This window comes from Frankia gtarii (assembly GCF_025403375.1).
GTDB classification, from domain to species: Bacteria; Actinomycetota; Actinomycetes; order Frankiales; family Frankiaceae; genus Frankia; species Frankia gtarii.
In genome coordinates this window covers 1-18552 of sequence record NZ_JAMPTM010000120.1, presented here as the reverse complement: position 1 = coordinate 18552, position 18552 = coordinate 1, and the positions used below count along the sequence as shown (strand labels likewise).

Genomic DNA, 18552 nt, shown 5'->3' with positions numbered 1-18552 from the left:
GGGTCGATCCGTTCGGGCTGGTCTGCAAGGCGGGCACCTGGTATCTGGTGGCCCGGCACCGGGGCGATGTTCGCAGCTACCGGGTCGGGCGGATCGCCCAGGCCAGCGTGCGGGCGGAGACGTTCAACCGGCCGGACGACTTCGACCTCGCCGTCTGGTGGCGGGCGGGCAGGGACGAGTTCGCCCGCTCCCTGCTGCGTTGGACCTGCCGGCTTCGGCTGTCCCCGGCGGCGCTGCGCGGCCTGCGGCACGCGGTCGACCCGTTCGCCGCCCGCGACGCCCTCGCGGGCGCGTCGACGCCAGACGACGCCGGCTGGCGGGTGGTGGAGCTGGTCACCGAGAGCCCGGAGGTCGCGCTGGCCCAGCTGCTGGCGCTCGGCGACGGGGTCGAGGTGCTGGCACCCGAGAAGCTGCGCGCCGCCCTCGCCGAGACCGCACGACGCCTCGCCGCGCGCAATGCTCCGACCGCGGATGGTGGCATTCCGGGGCGGTCGGTGGGAGCGGGTGGTCGTCCGGGAACCGGTGGCGGGCATCGGGGTGAGGACGATGGGAATGGGATGGTCGCACGTTTGTCAGCCGGGCCCGGGGACGTCCCGGGACCGGTACCTTCTCGGAAAGACATTTCGAGGGAGGACGCGCCATAAGTACCGGTGAGCTGCTCGGCGTCGCCCTGGTGATGGCCGTGGGCCTGGTCGGGATCGTCCTGCCGGTGCTGCCTGGCCTGGTGCTCGTCTGGGGCGCGGGGCTGTGGTGGGTGATCGCCGACGGCGGCGGGGTGGGCCGCTGGATCGTGCTGGCCCTGATGTCGGCACTGTTCGTGATCGGTGCGTTGACGAAGTACGTGCTGCCCGCGCGGGCCACCGCCGGGCGCGGTGTGCCCTGGCAGAGCCTGGTGGTCGGCGTCGTCTGCGCGATCGTCGGTTTCTTCGTCCTGCCGGTCGTCGGTCTGCTGGTCGGTGGGGTTTTCGGCATCTACGTGGCGGAGCTGATTCGGCTCGGCGATTTTCGCACCGCGGGCGGCACGACCTGGGCGGCGATCGTCGCGTTCGGCATCGGCGTGCTCGTCGAACTCGTGGCGGGCGTCGCCATGGCGGCCGTCTGGGCCGTCGGCGAGCTCGTCCTCTGACTCCGCCTCTGACTCCGCCGCTGGCGCTGGCGGCCAAGCCGATTTCTTCACGCATTCCGTAGCAGGAATCTTCTTTTTTGCGGCGATGGTTTGGACTATCAATTGACCGGCTTTCGCCGCGGCGACATGGCGGGCCGGTGGGCGTCGTCGTTCCGTGGGCCGACGTCAATTGCATAATGCCTAAATGAAGTGTGGCCGTGCGCGGTGAGCAGGCCGATGGTGTTGATCCAGAATCCGACCGTCGTGCAACCGGTGGAGACGTCGGTGTTCCGGTCAGGCCGGCCGGCCTACGATCCGGTCCGGGCCGCGGCGGAGTCGGCCGCCGTGCGGGCGGCACTGACCGACCTTGGGGTCGACCCCCGTGCACCGTCGGAGATCCTCGCCGCCCTGCCCCGGGAGGTCCTGCTGGAACTGGCCGCCCGCGCCGTCAGCGCTGACGACGACGCCCGGCTGTCCGCGGCCCGCGACGTGCTGCGCGACTGGTCCGTCCCGGCGCTCGCCCCGGTCGTGCTGCGCCAGCCGCGGCTGCTGCTCGAACCCGGTGCGGGCGGCGGCGTCATCGGCCCCGGCCAGGCGGACGAGAGCTACGCCCTGCGCCCACTCGCCGGCCTGATGTTCCCCCGCGACCACTACGTCGACCTCGGCGGGGCTGTCGCCGTCGGCCGGCTGCGCCGCCGCGAGCGCGCGCGGGAGACGGTCGTGATGGCCGCGGTCCTGCGCGGGCTGCGGGGACGGTCGGCGGAGGTGCGGGTGCCCGAACCGTTGTTCCTGTCCGGCGGTGACCTCGTCACCTGTGACGGCGTCGCCGTGCTCGGCACCGGCGCGCGGACCAGCCCGGCGGTGTGGGGGTTGCTGCGCCCGCACCTGCTCGCCGCGTTCGGCCGGGTCGTGCGGGTCCGCGACGAGCTGCGCCGCCCCGGCGAACCGCACCTGGACCACTGGCTGGGGCTCGGCCCGGGGATCGCCCTCGTCGCCGCGGACCGGCTGGATGCGCCCGCCGTCGTCGAGGGCTACGGCGCGGCCAGCCGGGAGACGACCCTCGTCGACGCGCTGCGCACCATCGAACTGGCCGTCTGCCCGCTGGCGCCGGAGATGGTCGCCGCGTTCGCCGCGGGGGTGTTCTTCCTGCCAGGCGCACGCTGCGGGGGCTGGGCGGTGGGCGGCGACGAGCCGGCGGCGCTGGTGTCGACGGCCAGCGCGCCGTGGACCGAGCCGGTGCTGTCCCGGTTCGGCGTCTACACCGTCGCCGTCCCGTTCGACGAGCACCACAAGCAACTCGGCAGCCTGCACCGCGCGCTCAACACCGTCCCCGGCGTGCTCGCCGACGATCCCGGCCAGGTGATCAGCGGATGGCGTCAGAACTCCGCCGGGTGAACCGGTCCGGCAGTCGGCCGAGCAGCCGGGCACGACGAGTTCCGGCCGGCTCGCCGACGACGCCCGGTGTATGCGGCGTGGCCGCCAAGCCCCCGTCGGTGGCAGCCCGCGCCTGGAGCCTGGCGCGGATTTCGTCGGGGGAGTAGGCGCCGCGCTGGCGCTGGTCGCGGGCGACCAGGACGCCGGTCGCGGCCACCCCGGCGAGGCCGGCGACCCCGAGCAGCTTCCCCCACCTGCCGCGACGCCTCCCGCCAGACTGACGCCTCCCGCCAGACCGACGCGTCCCTGCCTGCCGCTGCATCCCATCAGGCTACGGTGCGCCCGACCGCATTGAGGCATGCTTACCGCCATGCCCGATGCGCGGATCGGCCTGGACGACGCCCTGGACCTGTCTCGGACCGGCGACTTGTGGCTGTTTCGCGGCCGCACGGCGGCGGACCGGGCGATCCAGACGACGACGAACAGTCCGGTCAACCACGTCGGCATGGCGATCGTGCTCGACGACCTGCCCCCGCTGCTGTGGCACGCGGAACTGGGCAGGGCGCTGCCCGACGTCTGGGCGGGCACGCACCACCGCGGGGTGCAGCTGCATGACATGCGGGCGGCGGTGGAGGTCTGGGCCCGCCGCTACGGTCAGCGTGCCTGGCTGCGCCAGCTCTCGCCGGCGGTCGGCGCCGAACGGGAGGACGCCGCGCTGCGCACGGTCGCCCGCCTCGACGGCACCCCGTTCCCGTCCACCGCCCAGCTCGCGGCGCGCTGGCTGCGTGGACGGTTCCCGCGCCCGCGCCGGGCCGTGTCACCGCAGGCATTGCAGTCCGCCTACTGCGCCGAGGTCGTCGCCGTCACCTACGGGGCGATGGGCCTGCTGCCGCCCGGCCGGGCGCCGAACTGGTACGACCCGGGCCGGTTCTGGAGCGGGGACGCGCTGGACCTGCTCGCCGACTTCACCCTCGGCGACGAGATCGCCGTGGACCTCGCCGAGGCCACCCGAACATCCTGAAGTGCGTATCGGCTCCGGGCAGGGCCGCCTCGGCAGCGGCGCGGCCCATGGCGCGGCGGGTCTCGACGACGGTGGCGCGCACCCGGGCGATGTCGCGGGCCGCGGTGCGACCGGGTGGGGTGCCGCGCGCGTCGAGTTCGCGGGTCAGCGCACGCAGTGCCGGCCGGCAGGCGAGCAGGGCCGCGACGGCGTCGTACCGGTGCGGCGGCCGGGCGGCCTGGCCGGGCGGGTGGTGCCAGTGCTGGCGCCTTCGGCGGGTCAGTGCCCGGTGCGCCCGCAACGGCGGGGCAACCTGGGCGAGCTGATCGAAGGCGGCCTCCAGCCGGGCGTCCGCGTCGGCGAGGGCGGCCCGCATCACCGCGGGTGTCGCCCTGGCCGGGTGGGGCCCTGCCGTGGCCGAGGCCGTGGTGGGCGCCGGGCCGGTCGAGCGCGGTGAGCGGCTGCGGCCCGTCTGGCACACGATCAGGTAGTCCGTCAGGGCGGCGAGCAGGTTGGCGATCCGTCGGCGCAGGACGTTGCCCGTGCGCACCGGCAGCACGAACCAGGCCGCGGCCAGCCCGATCGCCGCACCCAGCGCGACCGCGGCCAGCCGTTCCCGCAGCAGCCCCGCGCCGGCCTGCCCGTAGTACCTGTAGAGCAGGGCGAGCACACCGGTGACGCAGGCCGTCCAGTAGGCGTAGGACACCGAGCGCAGCCACACCCCGAACGCGAGCAGCACGAAGATGAGCACGATCGACACGTTGTCGCCGGGCGGGAGGCGGTTGGCGAGGGCCGTGGCCGCCGCAGTTCCCGCCGCCGCGCCGACCAGGCGCTGCGCGCTGCGGTAGGCGACGTCGCCCCGGCCGCGGTTGCCGCTGTGCACCAGGTAGGCGGTGAGGACGAGCCAGGACCGGTGCTCGCTGAACAGGTGCCGCCCCACGGCGAAGGCCGCCCCGAGGGCCACCGCCAGCTGGATTGCCATCCGGGTGCTCGCGGGAAGTCGCCGCCGGCGTCGCGCGGCGGCCCCGGCCGGCGCGGTCGGCGTGGTTGGCGCGAGCGGCGTGGTTGGCGCGAGCGGCGTGGTTGGCGCGAGCGGCGCGGCCCGGTCGGACGCCCCCGCCGTGGCGGCTGGCCGTTGCCGCCGTCCAGGCTGGTCGGGCCGGACGGGTGGGAACAGGCGGGCCTCGGCGTACCGACCGATCGTCACCCAACCGACCGCGACGAACGCGATCGCGACGAGGTCGAGCCGTGACAGCGCTCCTCCGCCCGGCGGCACGGGCGTGATGAGCAGCGCGATGAACGGCAGCGTGGCCAGGGTGCCGGCCCGGGTGCCCACCGGTCCGAACCGGCGCGCCCAGACGGCGCCGCTGACCGCCGCGGTGAACAGGCCCTCACCGATCGCCCGGTGCCGGCGGGTGAGGTCGGCGATCTCGCTCGCGAGCAGCGCCACCGACGGCGTCACGAGCACGGGCAGCAGCCGCATCGCCCGCGAGTCGTCCCGCCCGAGCCCCCCGGCCCGCCCGAGCCGGCTCAGCGTGAGTACGAGGACCACGCCGAGCACGGAGATCCCGGCGCCCGAGCCGGTCAGCCCACGCAGTGCCAGCGACGTGCCGAACGTGGCCAGCACGGCGCCCATCGTCACCATCGCCCGCCGCCACTCGGCGGGCCGCGCCCCCGGGTCGCCGACCGTCGAGCCGCGCTCGGAGATAGTCGTCAAGACGAACTAATCCTGTCTTTTATAGCCGACAAAATCGCCATGATGGGCGGTAAAAGTAGTGCTGATAGTACGTGGTAGCGTGCTAACTGTGCGATCGGGACAGGTGGAAAGTGCCGCGGCGGTCCGGCGGGCGGTGACGCAGGTGGGCCGGCGGCTGCGGGCGGAGCGGCCCGCCGGCGCGCTCAGCGGGACCAAGCTGAGCGTGCTCAGTCACCTCTACCGGCTCGGCCCGAGTACCCCGGGTGCGATCGCCGCCGCCGAGCGGCACCAGCCGCAGTCACTGTCACGCACCTTCGCCGAGCTGCAGGCCGCCGGGCTGATCAGCCGGCGCCCGCAGGAGCGCGACCGGCGGGCCGCGGTGTTGTCGATCACGCCGGCCGGGCGGGAGGCGCTCGTCCGCGACATGGCGGATCGCGACGCCTGGCTCGCCCAGGCCATGGATATCTTCACGGAGGCCGAAGTGGAAATGCTGCGGATCGCCGCGGGCCTGCTCGAACGGCTCGCCGATCGCCCGGTGAGCCTGCGCGGCGTCGCGGGCGGCACGGTCGTGGGCGGCACTAGCACCGGCCTCGGCCCCGGCACCGGCGTGGGGCGGCCCGCTTGACCGCCGGCCGGCAACCGCTGCCGACCGGTGAGCCGGACTGGGTGCGCCACGCGATCTGGTGGCAGGTCTATCCGCTCGGGTTCACCGGCGCCGACACCACCGGCGCCGACCGGCGGCCCGTCCACGGGCTCGCCCGGATCGCCGACTGGCTCGACTACGCGGTGCGGCTCGGGGCGTCCGGCCTCGCCCTGGGACCGATCTTCGAATCCTCGACCCACGGGTACGACACGGTCGACCACTTCCGGATCGACCCGCGGCTCGGTGCCGACGCCGACTTCGACGACCTCGTTGCCCGCGCCCACCAGCGGGGCCTGCGGATTCTGCTCGACGGCGTGTTCAACCACGTCGGGCGGGAGCACCCCGCCGTCGCCGCGGCACCCAGCGGCGAGGGTGCGCCGTCGCGCCCGGACTGGTTCGTCCCCACCGGCGCGACCAGGCCGGACGGGCGTCCCGATTACGCGACCTTCGAAGGCCACGACGGCCTCGTCACCCTGCGGCACGCGAACCCGGCCGTCGCCGACCACGTCACCGAGATCATGAACCACTGGCTCGACCGCGGCGCCGACGGCTGGCGGCTCGACGCCGCCTACGCGGTCCCCGCCGAATTCTGGGCGGGTGTGCTGCCCCGGGTGCGCCGCGCCCACCCGGACGCCTACCTGGTCGGCGAGGTCATCCACGGCGACTACCCGGACATCGTCCACCGCACCGGACTGGACTCGGTCACCCAGTACGAGCTGTGGAAGGCGATCTGGAGCTCGCTGAACGACGCGAACCTGTTCGAGCTGTCCTGGGCGCTGGAGCGGCACAACGGCTTCCTCGACACCTTCGTCCCGCTCACCTTCGTCGGCAACCACGACGTCACCCGGCTCGCCAGCCGGCTGCGCGAACCGCGGCACCTGGCCCACGCCCTCGTCGTGCTGTGCACCGTCGGCGGCACGCCGAGCGTCTACTACGGCGACGAGCAGGCGTTCGTCGGCGTCAAGGAGGATCGCGCCGGCGGCGACGACGCGGTCCGTCCCGCCTTCCCGGCCGGCGCGGACGAGCTCGCCCCCCACGGCTGGCCGATCTACCGGCTGCACCAGGACCTCATCGGCCTGCGGCGGCGTCACCCCTGGCTGCATGCCGCCCGCACCCGTCCGCTGCACCTGACCAACGAGCAGCTGACCTACGAGACAAGCGCCGAGGGTCAGCGTCTGCTCGTCACGCTCAACCTCGCCGGGGACCCCGCCGACTGCCCCGCACCCGGCGCCGCGCAGCTCCTCGCCGGCGACGCGGACCTGATCCACCCCGGCACCGCGCAGGCCCTCATCCGCCTGCCGCCCTTCGGCTGGGCCGTCTCCGGATAGGCGCAAAGCGCGCGCCGGTCGGGGGCGGTCAGCCGCCGCGGGCCGGGGCAGGGGCAGGCGTGGGCCGGGTCAGGAGAACACGACCGTGCGGTGGCCGTTGATGAGGACGCGGTGCTCGACGTGCCAGGTCACAGCGCGAGCGAGCGCGCGGCACTCGACGTCGCGGCCCAGCGCGGCGAGGCGGTCGGGACCGTCGGCGTGATCGACCCGGATGACGTCCTGCTCGATGATCGGGCCGTCGTCGAGCTCGGCGGTCACGTAGTGCGCGGTCGCGCCGATCAGCTTCACCCCGCGGGCGTGTGCCTGGTGGTAGGGCCGGGCGCCGGAGAAGCTCGGCAGGAACGAATGGTGGATGTTGATCGCCCGGCCGGCGAGCAGCGCGCACAGCTCAGGGGAGAGGATCTGCATGTAGCGGGCGAGGATCACCAGGTCGATCCGCTCCCGCTCGATGATCTCCCGGATCCCCTGCTCCTGGCGGTCGCGGGTGGTCGGGTCGACCGGCAGGTGATGGAACGGGATGCCGTAGGAGTCGGCGAGGTCGGCGAAGTCGGGATGGTTCGACGCGACGGCGGGGATGTCGATGTCGAGCAGTCCCGACCTGTGCCGGTAGAGCAGATCGTTGAGGCAGTGTCCGAACCGGCTCACCAGGATCAGTACGCGAGGGCGAACCGCCAGGTCATGGACCCGCCAGTCCATCGCGAACGGGCGGGCGACGGGGGCGAAGCCGGCCCGCAGCGCGTCCAGGGCGAGACCCGGTTCCTCGGCGACGACGTGCACCCGCATGAAGAACCGGCCCGAGCCGGTGTCGCCGAACTGGGCGGCATCGGCGATGTTGCCACCGGCGCCGGCGAGAAAGGCGGAAACCGCCGAGACGATCCCCAGCCGGTCGGGGCAGGACAGCGTCAGGACGAACTCGCCGGCCGCCGTCCGGGCGGCGGGGCCGGTCGGTGGCCCGGGGGAGCGGCCGGGATCGGCGGAACGCGGCGTCGCGCCGCGGTCTTCAGGGATGGGCACAGCCCTTCCTACCTCGGCACGACCGGCCACCCCCGGCGCGGCGCACCGGTCCTTGCGCACCTTGCCGCAGCCAGAGCGGCGGCGTGGGCCGGTGTGCTACTCAGCGCGGCTTGCGGCCCTGCATGCCTCTCGTGCGCGGCCGCCGGCCGGCGGGGAAGGCGCCTGGTCCGGTTCGTACCGCGGGGCGGCGTCGCCCGGCTGCGAGCGAGCGGCGCCCGCGATGGTGCCTCACGGTGCGTCCGGCGCCGGTGGCACCGGCGTGCCGTCGAGGTGCGGGACGGTGATGGCGGTGAGCAGCAGGCCCCGGTCTGCGAGCCAATGGCCGTCGAACCCGGTGAGCTCGCCGCCGTCGAGCGTCGGCCCGGTCACCAGCAGCTTCGCGGTGAACGTGCCGCGGGCGGGCACCGCGGCCGCCGGGCCGGCAAGCACCGTGCCCGGGTCGATGGTGAGGGCGGCGTCCTCGAAGCCGAGCCAGCGCTGGGCCAGTGGGAACCACGCCTTGTACACCGACTCCTTGGCGCTGAACAGCAGCCGGTCCCAGTGCACGGTGGGTCGGGTTTCGGTGAGGGTGGCGAGCCAGCCCTCCTCGGCCGGGACGGTGATCTGCGCCGTGACGCCCTTGGGGTTGGGCTCGTTCGGCTCGGCGTCGACGCCGATCGTGCGCAGCTGGCCGGCGAACGCCACCGCCGCCGCCCGGTAGCCGGCGCAATGGGTGATGCTGCCGACCACTCCGGCCGGCCACTGGGGTGCGCCGCGATTGCCCGGCAGAATCGGCGCCGGCGGCAGGCCGAGGCCGGCCAGTGCCTGGTGCGCGCAGATTCGGGCGGTGGTGAACTCGCGGCGCCGCTTGTCGACAGCGCGAGCGAGCAGCGCGGCCTCCTCGGGGAACAGCACGGCGCTCGGGTCGTCCTCGAAGGCCTCGACGGCGATGGCCGCATCCGGCAGCAGACTGGCCAGCATCGCGGTCAGCATCGCGGTCAGTGCCGCGCCGTCGACGGCGACTGCGACGCCGCCCGGCGTGGCGCCCCCTCGGCGACGACCGGTTCCGGCGGGTAGGGCAGGATCTGCCGCGGGCCGGCGAAGGGCCGACCGTAGGCCTCCCACGCGATGCGTTCCCGCGGATACCCCATCGAGACCTCCTCGAAGCGGACGCCGTCATACCAGGTCGTGCGGGGGATGTGCAGGTGGCCGTAGACGACCGCCGCCGTGCGGACACGCCGGTGCCAGTCGGCGGTGGACGTCGTCCCGCACCACAGCGCGAAGGTCGGGTAACGCAGGATGTCCGTGGGTTGCCGCACGAGCGGCCAGTGGTTGACGAGCACCGTCGGCACGGCCGGGTCGAGGGCGGCGAGCCGCTCGGCGGTGTAGGCGACCCGGGTCCGGGACCAGTCGTCGATGGTGGGATACGGATCGGGGTGCAGCAGCCACTCGTCGGTGCACACCACCCCGGTCTCCCGGGCCAGGGCGAGGGCCTGCTCCTTCGTCGCCGTGCCCGCCGGGCGGAAGCTGTAGTCGTACAGGGCGAACAGCGGCGCGATGACCACCGGACCGCCCTCGCCCGTCCACACCGGGTACGGATCCTCTGGCGTGACCACGCCGAGGCCACGGGCGACCTCGACCAGGTGGCGGTACCGTGCCTCGCCGCGCAGCCGCAGGGGATCGTGCTTCGGCGTCCACAGCTCATGGTTACCGGGCACCCAGATCACCTTGGCGAAACGTTCGGTGAACAGCCGCCAAATCGCCTCGATCTCGCTGGCGACCTCGGCCACGTCGCCGGCGAGAATCAACCAGTCCTCCGGCGAGCCCGGCTCGATACCCTCGACAATCAGGCGGTTTTCGGAATAACCAACATGAATATCACTGACGGCCATCAGCCGACCGGGCGGCGCCGGCGACTCCGCGGGGGACACGTTGAAAAGCCTACCGGCGCGCACCGGCATGTGTCCGCCCGTCGGTCGAACCACGGTCGTCTCCCGCCCGACAACGCGGCCCCGACAGCACGGCGGCCCCGACAGCACGGCGGCCCCGACAACGCGGCCCTGACAGCACGGCGAGGGCGGCGTGGGTCGGGCCGGACCGGCACCGGCGGGCGGGGCGGATGTTCACGACGACCGGACATCGGGCATGCCGTCAGGGATCATCGTCCCCTTGGCCGACGACCGACCGGCCTCCCGGGGACCGACCTGGAGTGGAGTGGATGATGGGTGACAGCTTCGGTACGACGCTGCTCGTCGTCCTTGGCGTGCTCGTGGCCCTCGGCCTCGCGCTGGCAGTGGCCGCCCTGGTCGTCATACGCCGGTACGACCTGCCGTTGCGCGGCACCGTGGCGACCCTGGCCAGCCTCGCCTATGTCGTCTCGCCGGTCGACGCCATCCCCGAGATCCCGTTCGGGCCGATCGGGCTGATCGACGACGCCATGGTGATCATCGGTGCGGTTCTGTACGTCCGCGGCCTGATCGCCGCCCGTCGCGACCCTGACCCGGCCGGGCTTGGCCATCCGGGCCGCGCCCCCCGTGATCTGCCTCACCAGCCGACGCCGCGGCTGCCCCGCGGACGCCGCGGCGTTCGCCGCTGACCATGCCGCCGCCCGTCGGCTCGCCGCCGTCGCCCGCGACCCGTCGCCCGCGGGCTGCGGGCTGCGGGCTGCGGGCAGGTCGGTGCGGAACACCGCAGGGGACGGTCCTGTTGCCCAGGGCATGACCTCCGCCACGTTCGCGATCACCTGGGATTACCGCTGCCCGTTTGCGCGCAACGCGCATGAACATGTGCTCACCGGTCTTGCGGCCGGCGCCGACTGGAATGTCGGCTTTATTCCATTCTCGCTGGGGCAGGCGCATGTCGAGGAGGGACAGCCCAGCGTCTGGGAGAAGCCCGAGCAGGATTCCGGCATTCTCGCGCTGCAGGCCGGCGTCGTGATCCGGGATGAATACCCCGACCTGTTCCCCGCGGCACATCGCGCGTTGTTCGCGGCCCGCCACGACGAGGGCCGGCATCTGGAGGACCGCGCGGTCATCCGGGAGACGCTGACCGCGGTCGGGCTGCCCGCCGACGAGGTGCTCGCCCGGGTCGACGACGGCGGGCTGGCCCGGGTGCAGGCCGAGCATGAGCGCTACGTCGCCTCCCACGCCGTCTGGGGTGTGCCCACGTTCATCGCCGACGACCAGGCGGTCTTCGTGCGGCTGATGAACCGGGCGCCGCTCGGAGCCGAGGCGGCGCCGTCGGTCCGGGCGGTGGAGCGCGTCGTGGACCTGCTGACCGGATGGCCGGAGCTCAACGAGTTCAAGCACACCTCCATCCCCCGCTGAATCCGTCTTCGGGCTGAGCGCCCGTCTTCGGGCTGAGCGTCCTCGTCGGGCTGGCAGACGGCGGATTCAGACGTCGAGACCGTAGCCGCGTGCGATCTCGGCGAGGCCGGCGACGCCGCCCTCGCCGAGCGCGCGAAAATGCCAGCCGCCGCCGTCGCGGTGCAGTTCACCGAACAGCATCGAGGTGTCCCGCGCGGCGGTGGTCGACAGGTCGTAGCGCACCAGTTCGTCGCCGGTGTCGGTGTTGACGATCCGGATGTACGCGCCGTGCACATCGCCGAAACTCTGGTGCCGGTAGTCGGCGTTGTGGATGCTCACCGGGAACACGATGCGGGTGATCGCACTGGACAGCAGGTCGAGCCGCACCTCGATCTGCTCGTCGTCGCCCGCGCCCTCCCCGGTGAGGTTGTCGCCGCGGTGCACGATCTCCCCGCGCGGACTGCTCAGATTGTTGTAGTAGACGAAATAGCTAAGGCTGGGTGCCCGGTCGCTTTCCTGCAGGGCGATCGCACTCGCGTCCAGGTCAAACTCCTCCCTTCCTGGACGGTTTGGATCCCAGCCGAGACCAACCGTGATGTGTGTGAGTATTTCGGTGGATTCGGCAAGGGCGACACTGCCGCCCTTGGCGAGATCAATGCCCACTGTTCTCCGTTTCCGCGGCTTTCGCCGATCGATCGGCCGGACCGGTGAACGGTCCGAGACATGTGATCAGCCAAGCACAGACGGACGCCGCCGGTAAGCGCATCACCGAGACTCCGCTGTCGCCAGGGGGGCGACCACTTCGGCCGGCGGGTCGACCGCCGTCGTCCGAGCCGACGGTGGCCCGTCGTCCGCGCCGGCGGTGGTGCCGGTGCCGCGGACGGTCGGTCACCGGATGGTGGGGGCGGGTTCGACGCGGCGCCGATCCGGATGATTTCGCTCACTCTCTGGCGGCTATCGGTTCCACTGCGCACCGAAAAATTGCCCCCGATGCCCGCGGCGCCGACGTCGCGGGCGCGGAAGGGCCCGGATTGGCTAACGTCGGCAGACGTGGATCACCTACCACTGCTCGTTGGCTCCGGCGATATCGCCCGGGCCCTGGGCCTCACCCGTCAAGCCGTCGATCATCGGCTCCGGGTCGATCCGGCCGCGCCGCGCCCCGCCGCGGTCGTGAACCGCACCGCGACCTGGGGCGGTACCCGAATCTGGTGGCGGGAGGAGATCGACCGATGGCTGCGCCTCGAACCCGAACACTGGGAAGTGCGCGGAGTGTAGGTGCCCTCGCCGCCGGTTGACGGAAAGCAGGGAAGGCGAGCTGGCAGCCTGCCTGGGCAGTGGCGGTATGCGCAGCGGCGCCATCCGGGTGATGGTGCGTTGACCTCTGATTGATGCTCCCGGCATCTCGGGCATCGCCATCCGGGCGGTCGGCTGCTAGCGTTTGGTGACACCGTCCACAGGATGGCGGTGGCCCGGGGGCGCGGTCATGTTAATCGAAGGTTCGCGATGAAGAGCTACTTCTTCGTCTCCTATGCCGGCAAAGAGGACCGTCGCTGGGTCCAGCGCTTTCACGCCGACCTGGAGTACGAGCTGCGGCTGCTGGTCGGCCCGGCCGTCGGTGGAATCCTTGATACCCGGCCGCGGCCCGGCATGGACGCGGACCTCGCCCTCGCCGCGGGCGCCGGCCGTATCCGTTCGATGGTCGCGCTCTGCTCCGACCCGTTTTTCAAAGATGCTTGGTGCGGACGGGAATGGGAGGTCTTCGGCGCCCGCGTCGAGAACTTCAGCAAGGCCGGCGCGACCAGGCTGGAGGACGGATTCCTGCGGGTGCTGTGGCGCCCGAACCACGACCCGGTGCCGCCGTCCGCGCGCACGGCCCTCACCGATGCGCAGATCGGCCTGCCCGAGATCTACGGTCAGCACGGGTTGCTGTGGCTCATGCGCTACAAGCTGCGCGGGCCAAGCGGGTACTACGCGTTCGTCCGGCTGTTCGCCGCCCGGATCATCGCCGCCCAGCAGATCGATCTTGACTCGCTGCCCGAGCTCGCGATCCGCGCGGCCGGGGCCGCCTTCGGCTCCCACGGCCTCGACGGCACGGAGCACGCATCAATCGCCGCCCCGGCGGCACCCGACCGTCGCCCGCCGGGCGGCGCGGCGGTCCGGCCGGCGGGGCCGGGATCATTCAGCCCGGCCGCGGGCCGCTCCCGCGGATCCCGCTCCGCGCCGGGCCTCGACGAGAATGCCGAGCCCAATGGCGTTGCGCTCAACGGCGTTGCACCTAATGGTGTCGAGCGCAACGGCGTCGACGGCAGCGACCGAGGGCGGGGCACCGCCGGTCGGCGTGGCACGGGACGGCGTGGCACGGGACGGGGCGGCACGGGACGGGGCGACACGGGACGAGGCGACACGGGACGAGGCGACACGGGGCCGGGCGGTGTGGGCCGGGATGAGGCAGCCGTCCAGAGCCAGACCGGGCCGGGCCTGGCATCGGCCGAAGGGGAGCGCGGGGTCGAAGAGTTCGTGACGGCGCCGCTCGCGGCGCCCGTGGATCCGCCGTCGGCGCCACGGCGGATTGCTCTGAGCTATGTCGGGGCCGACCAGCAGTGGGCCGACTGGCTCGAACAACTGCTGCGTCGCGGCTGCCACGAGGTCCGGCAGGTCAGGTGGGCGCACAGCCGTGGTGAGCGGCTCGCCGAGACCGTGGACCACATCGCCGCGTGGGATCCGCAGGTCACGGTCGTGCTGCTGTCGCGGCACTACCGGGCGCCCCGTCCCGAGCATCCAGGTACCACGGAGACCGAGGCGTGGGAGCGGCTCGGCATGAAAGGTCCGCTGGCCGGTCGCGTCGTTCGCGTCACCATAGATCCTCAGCCGTTGCCCGAGCCGCTGCGCACCCTGCGGACGCTGGACCTCAGCGGTCTGGAACCGGCGGCGGTCAACGAGCTCCTGATGGAGGTACAGGCCGGGGGTGCGTGGTGAGCCCCGTCCCCGCCTTCGGCCGCCCGGGCCGCCTGCCCGGGCAGGCACCGCCCGTGTGGCGTAGCCGCCGGGAGAACGAGCTGTTCGTCGGCCGGGACGATGAGCTGGAACGCGTCTGGGATGGCCTGTGCCGGCACGGCCACCTCGTCGTCGTCCCCGAGGGCGACCTGTCCGACATCGGGGAGACGGAGCTCGCCGCGGAGTACCAGCATCGTTACAAGCTGCGTTACGACGTCGCCTGGTGGGTGGACTGCAGTCCGGGACACGACATCGCCGCCCAGCTCGCCCAGCTCGCCGACCAGGCCCGTGCCCGGCTGGCCGAGTGCGCCGCCGACGCCGTGCCGGAACCCGGCGAGGGCTGGCTGCTCATCTTCGCGGGCGTGGACAGTCCCGAGGATGTCGAGCCCCACCTGCCGGGCGGCGGCGCGCACTGCCTCATCGTCGCAGACCGGACGGTGGACTCCTGGCGGGATCGGACAGTGCCCATCGGGCCGCTGCGGCGACCCGAGTCGGTCATGCTGCTCACCAGCGCCGCACCCATGGTCGATCCGGCCACCGCCGCCAGCTTCGGGGAGCGGCTCGGCCACCGGCCCGCGCTGTTGGCCGAGCTCGCCGGCTACCTGATCCGGGAGACGATGGTGACCCCGGAGCTCTGCCAGCGCCTGTTCGAGATGGCGGAGGCCCGGCCCGGCCCACCTGCCGTCGTCGAGGCTCCCCCCGGCTCCTCGAACGGCGCGGTGCCGGTCGTCGGGGGAGATCCGCGCGCCAAGGGGGATCCACCCGGCGAAGCAACGCCGACGGCCCCACGGGGCGACGTCTCGGGTTCCCCCGCTCAGGCAGCCGAGGGCGCGATCGCCGTGGCCGGCGGCGACGGCGGCGCCCTCGAGCAGCCGGCGGGCGCCCGGGAGGTCGACGCGCTGGTGGCGGCGTTGATGCAGGTGGAGTACATCGCCGACGTCGTCGGCTTCGAGCACTGGCAGGCAGAGCTGACCCGCCTGAGTGGGCGCACTGTCGTGCTGACCTCGCGGTGGCTCGCCGTCCGCCTGACCACTCTGGTCACCGAGGCCGTCCGCCAGCCGGGCCCGGGGATGCTCGACGCGCTCGTCCAGTCGCTGGAACTCGTCGCGTCCCGGGATGACCGGGCGGTCGCCGTGGTCCGCCGGCTCGTCAGCGAGCAGGCCACCGGGCGGGCCGGTGGCCTCGAGCCGTTCGCCGATGCTGCGTCGCAGGCGTCCGCGTCCGCCCATCGGTTCGACTCCTGGCCGCTCGCCGACGGGGCGGTGTCGTCCGCGCCGCCCCCGACCCGCGGGCCGGCCGGGGCGGACGCCTACTACTTCTTCACCAGCCACGCCCACCGCCATGACCGGGACCGTGTCGTCACCTTCCATCGGGAGCTCGAGGCGGAGCTGCGGCGAAAGGCCCGTCGGCGGGTCGAGCCGGCGGGATTTCTCGACGCCGAACGGATGGGCGGCGGGGAACACTGGCCGACCGCGCTGCGCGAAGCCGTGCGGACCGCGCCGGTGCTGGTAGCCCTGTGGTGCGACGACTATTTCGAAAGCGAGTGGTGCGGGCAGGAGTTCGGGGTCTTTCAGGAACGGATCCGCCGGGCGACCGGGCCGGGGGGGAAACCGCCGGCGGGCATTATTCCGGTGCCGTGGCTGGTACGGGAGGCGGAGGTGCCCGAGGCCGCACAGGAGCTGCACATCGCGCCGATCGAGCTAGGTCGGAAATACGACAACATGCCTGTCCTGGATCTGATGCGACATCCGGTGGCGTTCGCGGAGTATGTGAGTCTGTTGGCCTACCGGGTCATGGATGTTGCTCGCGACCAGCTGCCTCCGTTGGCAGCCGACGCGGCCGACCGCGTGCGTTCCCCGTTCCATCCCGAGTCGTGATGTACCGAACAGAATCGGTCGCCCGGCCGTCGGCGCGTCGCGGCTCGGGAGCGGAATCCTGGGACCGTCGAGGAAAGAATGCGGTCCGGTTGGAGCTGGTTGCTGTGGACGTGAGAGGCGCGGGTGTGACGGTGGGGCGGGCGGGCTGTCGTGGAATGCGAACCGAGGGGCATCGGTGACCCCTTTCTTCCTTGTGCATCATGCCCTCGCCGGCGGCGACGGCAGCTATGTTCGGCGTTTCGCCGACGACGTGCAGAACGGCGTCTACGAGTGGCTCGGCCACCGCGAGGAGTTCACCGGTGGCGTGGCTGGCACCGAGGCGTCCACGGTGGGTTCACCGGGTTCGGTGGGTTCGGCGGGGCAGCCGAGCCCGCAGGTGCTGTTGTGCCCGGTGCTGGTGGCGCTGTACTCCGACGCGTACTTTGCCGACTCGCAGTGCCGACTCGAATGGTCGCTGTTCCGGGAGCGGCTGCGCTGGCACCAGCACTTCACCGGGCGTCACTCGCCGGCGCTGATCGGCGTCCCCTGGTCCATCCGGGCGGTCTCGCCCCCGGCGCCGATCCGACAGGAGGGCATGATCGACGGTGACTTCGGCGCGGAGTTCGCCGCGGGTGGCGCGTTGCGGCTGATCCGCGCGGCCCCCGCCTCGCCCTGCTACCGGCAGCTGGTCGCGTCCGTCGTCGAGTTGATCACGCAGGTCCGAGCGGACGGGCCGCCGTCGCTGTCCGAGCGCGACGCCGAGCTGGTCCAGCTTTCCGGCCGGACCGCCTGGGCGAGCGGACCGGTCGCCCAGGATCCGCAAGAGCCCGCACCACGTGCGGCGTTCCGTCCCGGCTGGGAACGCCGGTGGCGGATGGCCGATCCCGAGCACACCCGCCGGCCCATCCTGCGTCGAGCCGGCGTTGCGGAAAGGGGCGAAGACGATGACTGAGGCCACCCTGGGGCCGGACCCCGCCATCGAGACGCCGGCGCACATCGTCACCTTCTACTCGTTCAAGGGTGGCGCCGGGCGCACGATGGCGGTGGCGAACGTAGCCTGGCTGCTCGCCGCGTCCGGCAAGCGGGTGCTCACCGTCGACTGGGATCTGGAATCCCCCGGCCTGCACCGCTACTTCCGCCCCTTCCTGCAGAACAAGGAGCTCGACAGCAGCGACGGCGTCACCGAGATGCTGGAGAATTTCATCCGGGAGATCGAGCGCCTGCAGAACGGGCATCCGGGGCAGCCGGAGCCCGCCGGCCCGCCGGACGAGGCCGCGGTGGCAGAGATCATCTCCCGTTACAGCGACTTCCGGTACGACGTCGAGAACATCGAGTGGTCGGGTTTTCCCGCCGGGGGGCGCATCGACTTCCTCGGCCCAGGCCGACAGACGACCAGGAATTCCGTCGTCGCGGTCGCGTTGCCCTGGACGGAGTTCTTCGACGAGGCCGACGGGCGGGCCTACGTCGCCGCGCTGCGCGAGCGTATGCGCTTCGCCGGGTACGACTACGTCCTCATCGACAGCCGGACCGGCACGTCCGACGCGGCGGGCATCTGCACGCAGCTGCTGCCGGACACGGTGGTGGTCGGCTTCGCGCTGAACAACCAGTCCATCGACGGCGGCGCCGAGGTGGCGCACCAGATCCGCGACGGCGAGCGGCCCATCCGTGTCCTGCCGGTTCCGATGCGGGTGGAGGACACCGAGCAGCGCAAACAGGAGCTCCGCCGGCGGGCGGCCTTCCAGGCGTTCCGTCCGGCGCTGACCGACCTGTGCGGCCCCAGCCAGGAGGCGCAGCGGGCCCGGCTGATCGAGCTGGAGGTCCCCTACAAGGCCGCCTACGCCTACGAGGAGGTGCTGGCCACCTTCCTCGAGGATCCCGCGAGCCGTTCCGGGGTGCAGGCCGCCTACCGGGTGCTGGCCGGGGTGATCACCGGGGAGGGGCCGGTCGACGCCCGACCCGTTCCCGAGGAGGAACGGCAGCGGGTGCTGTGGGCCTTCGAGCAGTACGGGCCGCCCGCCCCGCGCTCGGTGGCGGTCTTCGGCGCGCCGGAGGACCGACCCTGGGTCGACTGGCTGGTCTCCGTGCTCGGCCCGACCGGGGTGCAGGTGCGCTCGGTACCCCCGACCTCGCGGGCCGCGACGGACTTCCCCGCGGTCGACGCGCTCGTCGTCGTCGGTTCCCCGAACCTCGGCTCGGACACCCCGGGCGAGGCGGCGCTGCGCGCGGTGGTGCAGGCCCGGGGACGCGCCGGGGTGGGG

Annotated in this window: 18 protein-coding genes; 13 read left to right on the top strand and 5 right to left on the bottom strand. The window is 72.8% G+C overall.

The features are described 5' to 3' along the window. From NBZ83_RS17840 to NBZ83_RS17825, 4 genes are all read left to right on the top strand, one after another. A partial coding sequence (locus NBZ83_RS17840; RefSeq protein WP_261575428.1) for a helix-turn-helix transcriptional regulator occupies nucleotides 1-644 on the top strand: 644 nt, incomplete at its 5' end. Continuing rightward, the gene (locus NBZ83_RS17835) at nucleotides 641-1126 is read left to right on the top strand and encodes a DUF456 domain-containing protein (RefSeq protein ID WP_498041062.1); all 486 of its coding nucleotides are present in this window, start codon (nucleotides 641-643) and stop codon (nucleotides 1124-1126) included. The genes NBZ83_RS17840 and NBZ83_RS17835, both read left to right, overlap by 4 nt. 216 nt (nucleotides 1127-1342) lie before the next feature. Further along, entirely contained in the window at nucleotides 1343-2500 is a 1158-nt protein-coding gene (locus NBZ83_RS17830) for an arginine deiminase family protein (RefSeq protein WP_261575427.1), read from the top strand. A gap of 349 nt (nucleotides 2501-2849) precedes the next feature. Continuing rightward, nucleotides 2850-3500, top strand: a complete 651-nt coding sequence (locus NBZ83_RS17825) for a hypothetical protein (RefSeq protein WP_261565959.1) — start codon at nucleotides 2850-2852, stop codon at nucleotides 3498-3500. Here NBZ83_RS17825 and NBZ83_RS17820 read toward each other — a convergent pair. After that, entirely contained in the window at nucleotides 3445-5196 is a 1752-nt protein-coding gene (locus NBZ83_RS17820) for an FUSC family protein (protein WP_261575426.1), read from the bottom strand. The genes NBZ83_RS17825 and NBZ83_RS17820 overlap by 56 nt on opposite strands. Before the next feature lie 103 nt (nucleotides 5197-5299). Between NBZ83_RS17820 and NBZ83_RS17815 the strand changes: the two genes are divergently transcribed. Together NBZ83_RS17815 and NBZ83_RS17810 are read left to right on the top strand one after the other, a co-directional pair. After that, nucleotides 5300-5800 (top strand): MarR family winged helix-turn-helix transcriptional regulator, encoded by a 501-nt coding sequence (locus NBZ83_RS17815; RefSeq protein ID WP_261565964.1) that lies wholly within the window; start codon nucleotides 5300-5302, stop codon nucleotides 5798-5800. After that, nucleotides 5797-7146 carry an alpha-amylase family glycosyl hydrolase gene (locus tag NBZ83_RS17810; protein WP_261575425.1) on the top strand — a complete coding sequence of 450 codons (1350 nt, stop codon included), beginning with the start codon at nucleotides 5797-5799 and terminating at the stop codon, nucleotides 7144-7146. Before NBZ83_RS17815 ends, NBZ83_RS17810 begins: the two co-directional genes overlap by 4 nt. 69 nt (nucleotides 7147-7215) lie before the next feature. On the opposite strand, the gene purU is transcribed toward NBZ83_RS17810, so the two are convergent. From purU to NBZ83_RS17795, 3 genes are all read right to left on the bottom strand, one after another. Next, complete coding sequence (gene purU / locus NBZ83_RS17805; RefSeq protein WP_261565968.1) at nucleotides 7216-8160, bottom strand: formyltetrahydrofolate deformylase; 945 nt, start codon at nucleotides 8158-8160, stop codon at nucleotides 7216-7218. Between the two features lie 228 nt (nucleotides 8161-8388). Beyond that, nucleotides 8389-9120: a 4'-phosphopantetheinyl transferase family protein gene (locus NBZ83_RS17800; protein ID WP_261566006.1), complete on the bottom strand. Its 732-nt coding sequence runs from the start codon at nucleotides 9118-9120 to the stop codon at nucleotides 8389-8391. 17 nt (nucleotides 9121-9137) lie between these two features. Next, nucleotides 9138-10070 carry a metallophosphoesterase family protein gene (locus NBZ83_RS17795; RefSeq protein WP_261575424.1) on the bottom strand — a complete coding sequence of 311 codons (933 nt, stop codon included), beginning with the start codon at nucleotides 10068-10070 and terminating at the stop codon, nucleotides 9138-9140. 290 nt (nucleotides 10071-10360) lie between these two features. On the opposite strand from NBZ83_RS17795, the gene NBZ83_RS17790 reads away from it, so the two are divergent. Then, on the top strand, nucleotides 10361-10735 hold the full coding sequence (locus NBZ83_RS17790) for a YkvA family protein (RefSeq protein ID WP_261565970.1): 375 nt from the start codon (nucleotides 10361-10363) through the stop codon (nucleotides 10733-10735). Continuing rightward, nucleotides 10674-11465: a DsbA family protein gene (locus NBZ83_RS17785; RefSeq protein WP_261565971.1), complete on the top strand. Its 792-nt coding sequence runs from the start codon at nucleotides 10674-10676 to the stop codon at nucleotides 11463-11465. The genes NBZ83_RS17790 and NBZ83_RS17785 overlap by 62 nt, the downstream gene beginning before the upstream one ends. 66 nt (nucleotides 11466-11531) lie before the next feature. Here the strand turns inward: NBZ83_RS17785 and NBZ83_RS17780 are convergent, their stop codons facing one another. Next, the gene (locus NBZ83_RS17780) at nucleotides 11532-12107 is read right to left on the bottom strand and encodes a TerD family protein (protein ID WP_261565973.1); all 576 of its coding nucleotides are present in this window, start codon (nucleotides 12105-12107) and stop codon (nucleotides 11532-11534) included. Nucleotides 12108-12494: 387 nt separating this feature from the next. Between NBZ83_RS17780 and NBZ83_RS17775 the strand changes: the two genes are divergently transcribed. From NBZ83_RS17775 to NBZ83_RS17755, 5 genes are all read left to right on the top strand, one after another. Beyond that, on the top strand, nucleotides 12495-12719 hold the full coding sequence (locus NBZ83_RS17775; protein ID WP_261565975.1) for a hypothetical protein: 225 nt from the start codon (nucleotides 12495-12497) through the stop codon (nucleotides 12717-12719). 228 nt (nucleotides 12720-12947) lie between these two features. Then, entirely contained in the window at nucleotides 12948-14420 is a 1473-nt protein-coding gene (locus tag NBZ83_RS17770) for a toll/interleukin-1 receptor domain-containing protein (RefSeq protein WP_261565977.1), read from the top strand. Then, a complete protein-coding gene (locus NBZ83_RS17765; RefSeq protein ID WP_261565979.1) occupies nucleotides 14417-16315 on the top strand; it encodes a toll/interleukin-1 receptor domain-containing protein in 1899 nt (632 codons plus the stop codon). The genes NBZ83_RS17770 and NBZ83_RS17765 overlap by 4 nt, the downstream gene beginning before the upstream one ends. A gap of 175 nt (nucleotides 16316-16490) precedes the next feature. Then, the gene (locus NBZ83_RS17760) at nucleotides 16491-17246 is read left to right on the top strand and encodes a hypothetical protein (RefSeq protein ID WP_261565980.1); all 756 of its coding nucleotides are present in this window, start codon (nucleotides 16491-16493) and stop codon (nucleotides 17244-17246) included. Then, nucleotides 17239-18552: KGGVGR-motif variant AAA ATPase (locus NBZ83_RS17755; protein WP_261575423.1), on the top strand; the 1314-nt coding region annotated here is incomplete at its 3' end. The genes NBZ83_RS17760 and NBZ83_RS17755, both read left to right, overlap by 8 nt.